General features: G+C 72.0%; 13 protein-coding genes. 5 read left to right on the top strand and 8 right to left on the bottom strand.

Annotated elements, in window-relative coordinates; genetic code table 11:
• Window positions 1-61: 61 nt before the first annotated feature.
• The 7 genes from ACIG5F_RS11640 to ACIG5F_RS11610 form a co-directional block, all read right to left on the bottom strand.
• A complete protein-coding gene (locus ACIG5F_RS11640) occupies window positions 62-442 on the bottom strand; it encodes an MmcQ/YjbR family DNA-binding protein (protein ID WP_396517539.1) in 381 nt (126 codons plus the stop codon).
• 10 nt (window positions 443-452) lie between these two features.
• Window positions 453-1127 (bottom strand): DNA-binding response regulator, encoded by a 675-nt coding sequence (locus ACIG5F_RS11635; protein ID WP_396517537.1) that lies wholly within the window; start codon window positions 1125-1127, stop codon window positions 453-455.
• Window positions 1112-2212, bottom strand: a complete 1101-nt coding sequence (locus ACIG5F_RS11630) for a hypothetical protein (RefSeq protein WP_396517536.1) — start codon at window positions 2210-2212, stop codon at window positions 1112-1114. The genes ACIG5F_RS11635 and ACIG5F_RS11630 overlap by 16 nt, the downstream gene beginning before the upstream one ends.
• Window positions 2205-3332, bottom strand: a complete 1128-nt coding sequence (locus tag ACIG5F_RS11625; protein ID WP_396517535.1) for a sensor histidine kinase — start codon at window positions 3330-3332, stop codon at window positions 2205-2207. The genes ACIG5F_RS11630 and ACIG5F_RS11625 overlap by 8 nt, the downstream gene beginning before the upstream one ends.
• Before the next feature lie 242 nt (window positions 3333-3574).
• A complete protein-coding gene (gene helR, locus ACIG5F_RS11620; protein ID WP_396517534.1) occupies window positions 3575-5731 on the bottom strand; it encodes an RNA polymerase recycling motor ATPase HelR in 2157 nt (718 codons plus the stop codon).
• Window positions 5732-5840: 109 nt separating this feature from the next.
• Entirely contained in the window at window positions 5841-6005 is a 165-nt protein-coding gene (locus ACIG5F_RS11615; RefSeq protein WP_396517533.1) for a hypothetical protein, read from the bottom strand.
• A gap of 149 nt (window positions 6006-6154) precedes the next feature.
• Window positions 6155-7444: an MFS transporter gene (locus ACIG5F_RS11610; RefSeq protein WP_396517532.1), complete on the bottom strand. Its 1290-nt coding sequence runs from the start codon at window positions 7442-7444 to the stop codon at window positions 6155-6157.
• Between the two features lie 96 nt (window positions 7445-7540).
• Here ACIG5F_RS11610 and ACIG5F_RS11605 point away from each other — a divergent pair, with 96 nt between their 5' ends.
• The 5 genes from ACIG5F_RS11605 (at window position 7541) to ACIG5F_RS11585 (ending at window position 11822) form a co-directional block, all read left to right on the top strand.
• A complete protein-coding gene (locus tag ACIG5F_RS11605) occupies window positions 7541-8224 on the top strand; it encodes a DUF2848 domain-containing protein (protein WP_396517531.1) in 684 nt (227 codons plus the stop codon).
• An 86-nt stretch (window positions 8225-8310) separates the two neighbouring features.
• Window positions 8311-8595, top strand: a complete 285-nt coding sequence (locus ACIG5F_RS11600) for a hypothetical protein (RefSeq protein WP_396517530.1) — start codon at window positions 8311-8313, stop codon at window positions 8593-8595.
• 133 nt (window positions 8596-8728) lie between these two features.
• Window positions 8729-10261 (top strand): serine/threonine protein kinase, encoded by a 1533-nt coding sequence (locus tag ACIG5F_RS11595; protein WP_396517529.1) that lies wholly within the window; start codon window positions 8729-8731, stop codon window positions 10259-10261.
• Window positions 10262-10356: 95 nt separating this feature from the next.
• Window positions 10357-11013, top strand: a complete 657-nt coding sequence (locus tag ACIG5F_RS11590) for an ArsR/SmtB family transcription factor (RefSeq protein ID WP_396517528.1) — start codon at window positions 10357-10359, stop codon at window positions 11011-11013.
• Window positions 11013-11822: a PhzF family phenazine biosynthesis protein gene (locus ACIG5F_RS11585; protein ID WP_396517527.1), complete on the top strand. Its 810-nt coding sequence runs from the start codon at window positions 11013-11015 to the stop codon at window positions 11820-11822. Before ACIG5F_RS11590 ends, ACIG5F_RS11585 begins: the two co-directional genes overlap by 1 nt.
• On the opposite strand, the gene ACIG5F_RS11580 is transcribed toward ACIG5F_RS11585, so the two are convergent.
• Complete coding sequence (locus ACIG5F_RS11580; RefSeq protein WP_396517526.1) at window positions 11819-13249, bottom strand: alpha/beta hydrolase; 1431 nt, start codon at window positions 13247-13249, stop codon at window positions 11819-11821. The genes ACIG5F_RS11585 and ACIG5F_RS11580 overlap by 4 nt on opposite strands.
• Window positions 13250-13355: the final 106 nt, after the last annotated feature.

Genomic DNA, 13355 nt, shown 5'->3' with positions numbered 1-13355 from the left:
CATACGATAGGTCCGAACATAAATGTCGTCAACGGGGCGGCGACACCATCAGCGGTTCAGCTCAGCCCCGGACCCGCCGGCGCGGCAACGCCTTGGCCACCGTGGCGAACGGCAGCTCCTCGACCAGCTCCTCGGGGGCGCTCAGCCGCCACGCCTCGTAGACCAGCTCGGCCAGCTCGTCGGCCTCGACGCCGGCCAACTGGACGACGACCCAGCCGAAGCCGCCCATGGTGAACTGCTCCTCGAACACCTCGGGCCGCTCGGCCACCAGGGCCTGCTGCTCGGCGATGGTCTGCTTCAGGCCGACGGTCTCGGTCCGCGGCCAGTAGTAGCCGAACCGCTTGCCCCGCACGCCGAACGACGTCCAGTCGCGGGCGGCCGAGCGCTCCACGTCGGCGAGCGCGTCCACGACGCGATGGAAGACGGCGCTGCTGACACCCATTCGCCAGAGTCTAGGGAGTGAGGTCCTCCATGGCGATCAGGCCGTCCTGGATGGCCCGCTCCACCAGGGCCGCCTTGGTGCGGGCCGGACGGCCGGTGTTGGCGTACTTGATCCGCACCCGGTCGATGTAGGTCTCCACGGTCTTGATCGACACGCCGAGCTTGCCGGCGACCAGGCGCTTGGAGTCGGACTCGAACCAGGCGACCAGCGTCTCCATCTCCCGCTCGGACAGCTGCGGCCGGCTGGGGCGGCGGTCGGTGCTGATCGCGCCGCCCAGCGACGGCGAGGTGTAGGGCAGGTCGGCGGCCGCGGCCCGGATCGCCGGGATGAGGTGGTCGGGGCCCTCGGCCTTCGTGAGATAGGTGAACACGCCGAGGTCCAGGCAGGTCAGCACGGTGTCGCGGTCGCTGCGCTGGGAGTAGACGATCACCTGCCGGCCGGCGTCGACCAGCCGCTCCAGCTCCCGGAACGCCGGCGGCCCGCCCAGTTGCAGGTCGAAGATCACCACTTGGGCCGACGCGCCGGGCTCGGTCCAGGCCCGGCCGATCTTGCCGTCGGCGTCGACCAGCTCCACCGGCGGCACGGCGGCGGCGCACCAGGCCCGCACGCCGGCGGTGATCGCCGGATGGTCGTCGACGATCACCGCGGTGATCACACCCTCCGGCCGGGTCACGTCGTCTGCCACGTCGCCTTCACCCACAAGCGGTCCTCGTCCTCAACGGTGGTGATCGTCACGGCGCCGTCGGCCTCGGCCGGGATGCCGGCGGCGTCGCCGTCGGCGACCACGCTGACCGATACGCCCGAATCCGTGCCGAGCACGGTAACGCGTGCCCAGTTACGCGCGGTGCTCAGCACCCGCACCGGGGCCTCGGTCAGGCCGCGCCGCACGTCCAGTGGCAGGCCGGGCCAGCTGCCCTGGGTGGCCAGGTCGACCAGCACCCCGCGGCGCTCGGCCACGTCCACACAGGCCTGGAGTTCGTGCAGCAGCCGGTCGTCCACGTCGTCACCCTCGGCGAACAGCCGCCGCATCCGGGCGGCGGCGATGGCCGACTCGCGGCGGGTCTGCTCGGCGGCCGGGTCGAGGCGGCCGTCGGCCAAGCCGACCAGCAGCGGCCGGACCTCGGCGTCCAACCGCTCCGACCGTCGGCGGCGGTCCTCGTGCACGCGGGCGGCGATCATCTCCAGCGCCCGCACGCCCTCCTCGGCCTCGGCGGCGCGGGCGGCGGAGGCGGCCGCGCGCCGCAGCATGCCGGTGGCGACGCCGGCCATCACCTGGAACGCGCCGATGGTCACGACGTCGGTGCCCAGGTTGATCGCCGCGGCCGGGGCCAGTTCACCGGCGATCGCCAGATGCGCGAAGTTGGTGGCGAAGTGCGCGGCCAGCACCGCCAACAGGACCGTCAGGTCCAGATCGAACAGCAGCACCACGGCGATCCAACCGATCCCGTCCAGCGGCCAGTTCGCATAGCCGGGCACCTCTTCGGCCGGGATCAGGGCGTTGACCAGCACCGAGATCGCCAGCGTGAGGCCAAGCGCCGGCCACCGCCACCAGCCCCACGACCGGCCGCGCGTGATCAGCACGCCTTCCACGGCCAGCAGGACCAGCAGCGTCAGATAGCCGGCGACCACCGGCCACGCCAGGACGTAGACGTCCAGATGCGTGAGCAGCGCCGGCAGGTCGAGAACGATCAGGTCGGCCAGGGAGACGATGAGGATGGCGACCCGGAGCCGGCCGCGCAGGCGCGCCATCGTGGCGCGGGCGTCAGCCACGGTCCCACTCCAGCCGCACGATCGTGCCCTCGCCCGGCGCGGACGTGATCACGGCCCGGCCGCCGGCCGCCTCGATCCGGTCGACGATCGAGTTGGCCACGCCGCGCCGCCGCTCCGGCACCGCATCGAGCCGGAATCCCCGGCCACGGTCGGAGATCACCACGGATTCGGCGGCGATGACCACCGTCGCCGAGGTCTCCCCCGAGTGCCGGGCCACATTGTTCAGCGCCTCCCGCAGCGCGCCCCGGACCGCATTGGCGATCACCGGCGGCAGCGGCAGGGTGTCCGGCGCGTCGAGCTCGACGACCACCCGGCTGGCCTTGATCACTTCGAGCAGCGCGGGCAGGGCGTCTCCCTCGCTCGTCTCGGCCTCACCGGACAGGGCGATCAGGTCGCGGGCCGCCTGCGCCCGCACCCAGGCGTGATTCGAGCCGACCTCACCCAGCCCGACCATGAGCAACGTCGTCGCCGCCGTGTCGTGCAGCATCGCGCTGTAGGCCCGCTCGTCGGCGCGGACCGCCTCCGCCACCACGGCGTCCCGCCGCGCCGCCTCGGCCCTGGCCTCCTGGGCGTCGGCGATCTTCGCGCCCTGCACCAGCAACGTCGCGAGCACCCGGGACAGCACCGCCTGCACCGGCGTCCACAGGCCGATGGCCAGCGCACCGGCCCACAGCTCCGGCGTCGTCCACCAGGCGCCGGCCAGGAACGCCACCGTCACCGCCAGCGCCGTCGCCAGGCCCGGGACCGTCCGGGTGTGCCACTGGTGCACGACCACCGAGACCGACACCAGCGTGATCACCCAGCCCTGGCCGTTGCCGATCGACTCCGCCGGCACCGTCCACGGCTGGCTCAGGCCCGCCACCGCCAGCACCGCCACATCGGCCCACACCAGGCTCGGCGGCGGCCCTCGCCACAGCGAACGCGCGTACAGCAGGCTCCACGCCGACACCGTGATCACGATCACCGCGGTCCGCAGCTCGTGGCCGGCCGGGGCCGACATCACCCCCAGCAGGCCGCCGACCAGGGCCACGACCGCGCGCGCCACGGCCAGGATGCGCTGCGCCGCCCGCGTCAGCTGCTGCTCGACCGCTCCCCTTGTGGGGTGTTCACCCGACACCATCGGCAGCGAGTATGGCGCATCGTTGTCCTTGGACGGGGAACTGTCCGCGGGGGAGAGTTAAACCGAAGAGGGGAAGACGGGCTCGGCGGCTGTGCGCCGAGCCTGTCTGTATGCCCGGCCCAGCCCGGCCCGCGCCGCCCGCCCAGCCGCCGCTGCCGCCCCCTCACTTTTCTGCGTTGGCGAAAATCGGTGCGGTGGCGGGCCGCGCCGAGGCCCCCGGTGTCCCTCGGCGCGGCCCGTCGTCACCTTTCGACCAGCCCGGTCAGGGCCGACGGCAGCGGGCCCTGGTGCAGGACGCCGAGCCGTTGGGTGGCTCGGGTGAGGGCGACGTAGAGCTCGGCCGCCCCGCGGGGGCCGTCGGCCAGGATGCGGTCGGGGTCGACCACCAGGACGGCGTCGAACTCCAGGCCCTTGGTCTCCGAGGCCGGCACGGCGCCGGGCACGCCGGGCGGACCGATGACGATGCTGGTGCCTTCGCGGCCGGCCTCGTCCCGGACGAACTCCTCGATGGCGGCGGGGAGTTCCTCGGCGGTGACCTTCCGCGACCACGGCTGGACGCCGCAGGCGCGAACGGACTCCGGCGGCTGCACCGACGGCGCGAACTCGGCCAGCAGCGCGGCGGCGACGGCCATGATCTCCGCCGGCGTGCGGTAGTTGACGGTCAGCGACCGGTAGACCCAGCGGTCGGCGACGTAGGGCGACAGCATGGCGTCCCAGGACAGCGCCCCGGCTTCGGACCGGCGTTGGGCCAGGTCCCCGACGACCGTGAACGATCGGTTGGGGCAGCGCCGCATCAGCACCCGCCAGTCCATTTCGGACAGTTCCTGGGCCTCGTCCACCACGACGTGCCGGTACGTCCACTCGCGGTCGGCGGCGGCCCGCTCGGCCAGGTCCCTGGTGTCCACCTCGCCCTGGCGCTCGGCCAGCTCGATGGCGTTGACCACGTCCTTGGCCAGCAGCGAGTACTCGTTGTCGATCTCCTCGCGGTCCAGCTCCAGCATGCTCATGACGCCCTCGGCGTACTCGGCCGCGGCCCGCCGCTCCCGTTCCGCCGCGAGCTGTTCGGCCCGGTCCAGGGCCTTGTCCCGGCCCAGCATGTCGATCAGCTCGTCGATCAACGGCACGTCCGACACCGTCCACGCCTCGGGCTCGGCGCGGTGCAGCTCGGGGTGTTTCGGCGACCGGTAGAGCTCGGCCAGCACGGCCTGCGGCGTCAGGATCGGCCACAGCTCGTCGAGCGCGGCGGCGAACCGGTCGTCGGCGTCGAGCTGCTTGACCAGGTGCGCCCGCTGGCTCTCCCACTCCTTCTTGTCGTTGCGGTTGAGCCAGCCCTTGCCGATCCGGCCCAGGGTCCGCTCGGTCAGCACGTAGGTGACGATGTCGGTGAACACCGACCGCGCCTCGTTGTGCGGCAGCCCGCTCTGCCGGGCCTCGTCCCGGGCCCACTCGGCGGTCGCGGGGTCGATCCTGGCCGTGACGCTGCCCAGGTCGATCGGGATCGACTCCTCGGGCAGCCGCTGCCGGTCGGCGATGGCCTCCCTGAGCACGTCGAGGATCTTCAGCGAGCCCTTCAGCCGGGCCACCTCGGGCGGGTCCTCGGCCGTGGCCCGCAGGCCGGGCACGAAGTCGCCGGTGGTCATGAACACCACGTCGGACTCGCCCAGCGAGGGCAGCACCCGGCTGATGTGGTTGAGGAACGACGGGTTCGGCCCGACGACCAGCGCGCCGTGCCGCTCCATCCGCTCCCGCTGCGTGTACATCAGGTACGCGACGCGGTGCAGCGCCACCACCGTCTTGCCGGTGCCGGGGCCGCCCTCGATCACCAGCACGCCCGGGTGGTCCAGGCGGATGATGTCGTCCTGCTCCCCCTGGATGGTGGCGACGATGTCACGCATGCCCTCGCCGCGCGGCGCGTTGACCGCCGCCAGCAGGGCGGCGTCGCCTCGGTCCCCGGCCTGCGGCCGGCCCAGCACCTCGTCGGTGAACTCCAGCACCTGCCGGCCGCGGGTGTGGAACTGCCGCCGGCTGCGCATGCCCTTCGGCGTCGCCCCGGTGGCGGTGTAGAAGGCGCTGGACGCGGGGGCCCGCCAGTCCAGCAGCACCGGCTCGTAGTCGCGGTCCTCGTCGAACAGGCCGATCCGGCCGATGTACAGGCGCTCCCCGGACACGGCGTCCAGCCGGCCGAAGCACAGCCCGTTGTCGGCGATGTTGAGCCGGCGGATCTCCCGGGTCAGCGCCCGCACCTCGTCGTCCCGCTCCAGGGGCGTCCCGCCGTTCCCCCGCAGCGCGGCCGTGTGCTTCTGCTTGACCCGCACCCGCTCGGCATCCAGCCGTGTGTACAGCCCGGCGACGTAGTCGCGCTCGGACCGCAATTCGTCCTCGTACCCCTGAGTTGACACAGGCCCCTCACACTGCTTAAACTGAAACTACGAACGGCGGTCGACCACGTCCTCAGTGGAAGGCACGCCGATTTTTTATTGTCCGCCTCGTGTCAAGCCCGAGCAATTTTCACGGCTCGAGCAGCAGATTCGCGGCCTTGGACGCCCCATCGCCCCGAATCGTGCCAGCAACCACGGCCGCCCGCGCGCGGCGCGCCGGGCGCAACGCCACCGCGAGCGCCGCCGACGGCTCGACGCCGCCACGCGAGTCGAATCCCGACAGCACCACACGCACGCGTTGTCCCCCCTGTTTCCGCAGAATTCCGCTACGGCGCGCAATTCTGCGGCACACCCCGGGCCTTGCCACAAGACCCGGGGTGTGCTATAGAGTTGTAGTGGCGGAAAAGTGATTTCCGCCTTTTCCGCGGTCGGGGGCCGGCGAATTCACTCCGCCGGGGCGTTGCGGCCCAGGGCCAGGCCGATCACCGTGATCACCGCCGTCGCCGCGATGTAGACGGCCAGCGCCGGCCAGGTTCCGGTCCACGCCAGCAGGGCGGTGAACAGCAGCGGGGCCGGGGCGCCGCCGATGACGCCGGCCAGGGTGTAGGCCAGGGAGCTGCCGGTGTAGCGCAGGCGGACGGAGAACTGCTCGGCGACGAAGGCCCCCTGGGGGCCGTACATCGCGGAGTGGATCAGCAGCGCGACGATGACGCCGATGAACACGGCGGCGACGGATTTCCCTGATACGGCGGGGAAGAACACCAGGGGCCAGAGCGCGGCGGCGATGGCGGCGATCAGGTACACCTTGCGCCGGTTGACCCGGTCGGACAGGGCGCCGAAGGCGGGGATGGCCACCACCTGCACGGCCGAGCCGGCCAGCACGGCGGCCATGCCCACGGCCCGGGGCATCCCGAGTTGTTGGATGTAGGTCAGCACGAACACGGTGAACAGGGCGTAGTGCACGTCCGGGCATACGCGGGAGAACACCGCCGCCAGCAGGCCGCGACGCTCGTGCCGGAACAGCTCGCGGACCGGCGCGCTCGGCCTGGCGTTGCGAGCGGCCAACTCCTGGAAGATCGGGGTCTCCTCCAGCCGCACCCGGATCCACAGCCCGAACGCGATCAGCAAGGCGGACAACAGGAACGCCACCCGCCAGCCCCACGACTGGAACTGCTGCTCGGTCAGCACGGCGCCGAGGATCGCCAGCACGCCGTTGGCCAGCAGGTTGCCGACCGGCGGACCCACCTGGGCGGCCGAGGCCCAGAAGCCCCGTCGCTCCGGCTCGCCGAACTCGCTGGACAGCAGCACCGCGCCGCCCCACTCGCCGCCGATGCCCACGCCCTGCACAAAACGCAGGCACACCAACAGGATCGCCGCCGTGCCGCCGATGTCGTGGTAGGTCGGCAACACTCCGATGAGGACGGTCGCGAAGCCGGTCAGCAGCAAAGTGCTGACCAGGACCCGTTTCCGACCGATGACGTCGCCGAGGCGGCCGAACACCAGGCCGCCGACCGGGCGGGCCACGTAGCCCACGGCGTAGGTGGAGAAGGCCAGCATGGTGGCGGTCAGCGGATCGCCGCCGGGGAAGAACAGCTGGCCGAAGATGGTCGCCGCGGCCACCGAGTAGGCGGCGAAGTCGTACCACTCCAGCGAGGTCCCGGACAGGCTCGCCGCGAACGCCCGCCACAGCGCCCTCCGGTCGATCACCGCGCCGCTGGTCCCGGCCTGGGTCATGTCACCACCGCCCCGCTCACGTCACACTGCCACTCCGCCGCCCCCCAGCGTGTGGCATATTCTATGTATACAACGTGCATGCGCAAGGGAGCAGTGGTGAACGAGCTGACATTCGAGCTGGTCGACGGCCAGAAACTGACGGTCGAGGTGCGGTCGGCGCTCAACGGCGGCTACGCCGGGCGCAGCCAGCAGGACGTGGCCGCGCACGTCGCCGAGCTGGCCGCGCTGGGCGTGCCCGCGCCGAGCACCACCCCGTGCCTCTACCCCGTCGCGCCCTACCTGGTCAGCCAGGCCGCCACCGTGCCGGCCCAGCACGGCCACACCTCCGGCGAGGCCGAGTGGGCCATGATCGTCACCGATGACGACGTGCTGCTCACCGTGGCCTGCGACCACACCGACCGCGACCTCGAGGTGCACGGCGTGGCCTGGAGCAAGCAGGCCGGCCCCGACGTCGTCGGACGGCAGGCGTGGCGGCTGTCCGATGTCGCCGACCGCCTCGACTCGCTGACCCTGACCGCCTGGGTCGGCGACGGCGCGTCGTGGACCGAGATCCAGCGCGGCACTCTCGGCGAGCTGCTCACCCCCGCGTACTGGCTGGACCTGCTGCGGCGGCGGGACCTGCTCGCCCCCGGCACCGTGCTGCTTTCGGGCACCATTCCCATGCATGAAGGGGTAGACCAGTTCGCCTCGGCCTGGCGGGTCGAGCTCGGCGACCCGGCGACCGGCGCGGTCATCCACTGCGAATACGCCGTCCGCCAACTGCCGCAACCGATCGCGTAACCTTTCGGGCATCCGGCGTATCGCGCGGCCGGCGGGAGGATCATCATCGTCGTCGACCCGACGATTCCGAGGGGACTCCCGCCGCGATGGATCTCAAGCGCTTCTTCTCCCGCGAGGCCCGCCAAGCCGAGATCGGCGTCTTCCACGCCGTGGAGACCAAGGTCAAGGCGGCCAGCACCACCGCGCTGGTCACCAGCTTCGTGATGGACCTGGTGGCCAAGTACGTCTTCCCCAACGGCGTGCCGGGCTGGGCGACGGCCCTGATCAGCGGGGCCGTCGTGGGCGGGCTGACCTTCGTCGCCGGCTGGCTGGCCAAGCACACGCCGCGCCCGGAGACGGACACGCCGACGCCGGCCCCGCCGGCCGCTTAGCCCATCGCGTCCAGCACCCGGCGGAGGGCATGCCGCCCCAGGTCCCGTTCGGGGCCGCCGACGCGGCGTTACGTTCCCCGGCTCTTGGCCCGCCCGCTAACCTCTGGGCGCGAAGTTGACGGAGGGAAACGGTGTGAGGCCCTTAGGGACGTCCGACCCGGTGGCGGTGGCGCAGTTCCGGACCATCGCCCTGCTGGGGCGGGGCAGAGCCGGGCGCGTGCTGCTGGGCGTCGGCCCGGACGGACGGCTGGTGGCGTTGCGGCTGCTGCCGCCGCAGCTGGTGCGCGACGAGGGGTTCCGCCGCGAGCTGTCGGCCGCGCGGCAGGTGGTCGGACCGTGCACGGCGCCGCTGGTGGACGGCGACCTGACCGCGCCGGTGCCGTGGGTGGCGACGGCGTTCGTGACCGGGCCGTCGCTGCGGCAGGCCGGGCGGCTGCCGGCGGATTCGGTGCTGGTGCTGGCGGCCGGCATGGCCCAGGCGCTGGCCGACATCCACGGCGCGGGCCTGCTGCACCGCAACCTCAACCCGGCCAACGTGCTGCTGGCCGACGACGGCCCCAAGATCATCGACTTCGGCCTCACGCACGCCCCCGGGCTGGCCGGTTCGGCCGGCTTCCTGGCCCCCGAGCAGGCCGCCGGCCAGCCGTTCACGTGGGCCGGCGACGTGTTCGCGTACGGCACGATCCTCTACACGGCGGTGACCGGCCGCAATCCGTTCGCCGCGCCCTCGCCGCAGCAGACGCTGGCCAACGCCCTGCACGTGGAGCCCGACCTGGGGCCGGTGCCGGACACGCTGCGCTGGATCATCGGCCCCTGCCTGGCCAAGGACCCGTCCCGGCGGCCGCCGCCGGCGCAGATCCTGGAGGCCATCGGCCGGCCGGTCCACCCGTGGCCGCCGGCCGTGCAGGACATGATCGCCCGGCGGCGGGCCGACGTGTCCCGCACGGTCAGCGAGCCGCCCGAGCCGGGTTCGCCGCCGCCCAACGTCGAGACGCCCGAGACCCGACGCAAGACCGCCATCTTCGTCGGGGCCGGCGTCGTGTTCACCGTGTTCATCACCGCCCTGGCCGGCGTGCTGCTGGCGTTCGGCGGCGGCTCGCAGGCCGCGCAGGCCCCGTCCACCACGCGTCCTCCGGCGACGACCGCGGCCACGACGACCACCACTGCCACCACCACGACGACCACCAACACCGTGCCGGCCCCGGCCACCAGCATCGACGCCGGCGTCTGGTACACGATCAGCAACACCAGCACCGGCAAGTGCGTGGACGCCGCCGGCGGCGGCAAGGACAACGGCACCCCGGTCGTGCAGTGGACCTGCGGCGACGGCAAGACCAACCAGGAGTGGCAGTTTGTCCCCACTGCCAACGGTTTCTACAAGGTCATCAACCGCAACGCCCCCGCGCTCGGCCTGGACGTCACCGGCGGGCCCGGGGCGGTCGCCAACGGCACGCCCGTGCAGCTGTGGACCTTCGGCGGCGGCGCGAACCAGCAGTGGAAGCCCGTGGACCAGGGCAGCGGCGCGTTCGCCTTCATGGCCCAGCACAGCAATGCCTGCCTGGACGTCACCAACGCCGCGGCCGACGACGGCACCCGTCTCCAGCAGTGGCAGTGCGGGGCCGGGGCCAGCCAGGTCTTCGCCCTCACCGCGGTGCAGCCGCAGTGACCTTCGTTTTCGGCGTTCCCGACCCGCTCCGGCCGAGCTGACGACCGCCGCTCGCTCCCTTGACACCGGCCCATGCGCTGACGTTACATACATCCATGAAACATGCCGACGCCATCGCGGAGCTGAGTCGGCAGCTGGCGCACCCGTTGCGGGTGACATTGCTGGGCTACGTCGCGGAGCACGGGCCGTGCGCGTTCAGCGAGCTGGTCGAGGCGGCCGGGGCGGCGCAGGCTCAGGTGGGAAACCATCTGAGCCTGCTGCGCAAGGCGGGGCTGCTGGTCACCGAACGGCAGGGCCGGCAGAGCCTGTACCGGCTGCCCAACGCGCACCTGGCGGAGGCGCTGGCCAATCTGGCCGCGGCAGCGGGCGTCCCGACCGAGGCCGAGGCGGCCGTCGCCCGGACGGAGGTCGCGCGCGCCTGCTACGACCATATCGGCGGCAAGCTGGGGGTCGCGGTGCTCGCCGCGCTGCGCCGGCAGGAGATCCTCGTCGGCGAGACCGACCTGGTCGAAGGACCGGCGGCCGAGCTGCTCGCCGGGTTCGCCGCCCCGGTTGAGGAAAGCCGCCGGCGGTTCGCCTACGGGTGTCCCGATTGGACGGAGCACGCGCCGCACCTCGGCGGGGCGCTCGGGGCGGCGATCGCCGACAACTTCACGCGGCGGCAGTGGATTCGCCGCCGGGCGGGAAGCCGGGTTCTGGACGTGACCGGCAAGGGCCGCACGGCACTGCGCGAGCTGGGAGTGGAGATCTGATGTCGCCCACCGTCCACATGACACACGTGTTCACCGCGGGGCCGAACGGCGGCAACCCGGCGCCGATCGTGATCGACGCGGACGGCATGTCCGACGACCAGATGCGGCAGGTCGCCCGCGATCACGGGCACGAGGCCGGCTTCGTGCTGACGGCCCCGGAGCAGTTCGACCACGCCCTGCGATTCTGGGTGCCCAACCACGAGATGCCGATGTGCGGGCACGCGACGGTCGGCGCACTCTGGGTGCTGCGCGAACTGGGCCGCGTCACCAAGGACCGTCTCACGCTCACCACCCCGGGAGGCGTGGTCCATGCCCGGCTGCGCGACACCATCGAGATCAGCCAGCCGGAGGGTGTCGTCGAGACCGTGCCGGAGATCCAGGACATCCTCGAGGTCCTGGGCATCACGGCCGCCGAGCTCGCGCCGTTCCCGGTCCAGAACGCCAGGACCGCCCGGGTCAAGACCTTGATCCCCATCGCCGACGTGGCCACGCTCGACGCGTTGACGCCGGATTTCGGCCGGGTGCAGGAGGTCTGCGAGCGGATCGGCTCCACCGGCCTGTATCCCTACGCCCCCTCGGGCGACCGGAGGTTCGACGCGCGGCAGTTCCCGCGCTCCTCCGGCTACCCCGAAGACGCGGCGACGGGCATCGCCGCCGCCGCGCTCGCGTTCGGGTTGCTGGACAACGGACTCGTCGACCGCAGTGACCGTCCACTGAGGATCCGACAGGGCCGCGCGATGGGCCACCCCTCGGAGATCACCCTGCGGTTCGCCCCCGAAGGCCTCTGGCTCGGCGGCCCGGTCCGCTAGGCGCAGGTCCGGTCGGCAGTCGGCAGCGGACCGCCGGTGAGGTAGGCAACCACGGCGGCGTCGACGCAGTCGTCGCCGAGGAACACGCCGTGGTGGTAGGCCCCGAGCTGGGTCACCATCCGCGAGCCGGTCAGGTCCTTGTGCATCACCAACTGCCCGGCATACGGCGTGATCGGGTCGTGTTCGGCGCTGACGATCAGCACCGGGGATCCGTTGTGGACTTTGGTCGGCGGCTCGACCGGCGCGGTGGGCCAGAACGCGCACGGCGTGATGTTCCGGCCGATCGGGCCGAACAGCGGCTCGTCGCCCCGATGGGCCTGGATGTCACGGTAGTAGACGGCCGGATCACGGGGCACCGCGCGGTCGGCGCACAGGATGGAAGTTCCGGCCTGGTCGGGGGAATCGGCGCTGCCGTTGAAGAGCCCGTCGAGCTCGCCGGCCAGCTTCGCGGTCGGGGTCGGGCTGCTGTCGCGCAGTTGCCGGATCTCGGTGGCGAGCTCGGTGTACGAGGCGTCGTCGTCGCTGACCAGGCCGGCGTAGATCACCAGCGGCAGCACATGATCGTCCAATGTGTACTTTCCGACGTGCGCGGGCGCGGACCGCACCAGGCGGTTCACGGTGTCGAGCACGGCCTGGGCGGTGGCGCCGATGCCCTGCTTGCCGGCCGCCCACTGCGCGAAGTGGTTGAGCGCCAAGGCCATCGGCGCGCTCTGGTTGGCGAACAGATCGGGCCCGTACTTGTCGGGATCGACCGCGCTGTCGAGCACGACCCGGTCCGCCCGGTCGCCGAACATCTGGAGGTACACAGCGCCCAGATAGGTGCCGTACGAGTCGCCGTAGTAGGAGATCCGCTGCTCACCGAGCGCCTGTCGGATGACGTCCATGTCCCGGGCAGTGTTGCGGGTGCTGGCATACGGCAACAGATCCCGGTTACGACTGACGCAGCCGGCGGCCAGTTTCGCTTGCAGGGCAACGTTCTCGGTGTAGCTACGGCGATCCGGGCCGGCCGAGCGCTGGAAGGTGGAGGTGGTCCAGCCGCACGTCAGCCCCGCGCTGCGGCCGACGAAACGTGGATCGAAGCCGATCAGGTCGTAGGCCGCGCCCAGCGGCGCGGAGAACGCGCCCAGCATCGCCATCTCCAGGCCGCTGCCGCCGGGGCCGCCCGGGTTGAGCAGCATGACGCCCCGACGGCGGGCCGGATCGGTGGCCCGGATCCGTGAGATGGCAATGGAAATCCTGCGCCCGTCGAGTCTGGTGTAGTCCACCGGCACGGTGATCTCGGCGCACTGGCCGCCGTGATCGTCGAGTTCCCTGCCGATGGCGTCGTCGGGCCCGGTGGCACAGGCGTGCCAGTCCACGACCGGATGTGGTGCGGCGGTCAGCGACGCGACGGTCGCGACCGCGATGGCCAAGGCTGATATCCCCATGATCGGCAGCCTGGCCGTGAGAACGGCACGCCCGCGTCCGACCGGGAGACGACCGAGGGTGTCCGCCTCAGGGATGACGCGGACCGCGAGCCGACGTGTTATCCGG

Source organism: Kutzneria sp. NPDC052558 (assembly GCF_044547355.1).
Lineage (GTDB): Bacteria > Actinomycetota > Actinomycetes > Mycobacteriales > Pseudonocardiaceae > Kutzneria.
Note: the sequence above shows the minus strand (reverse complement) of the source record. Positions and strands in the feature narration are given on the sequence as shown.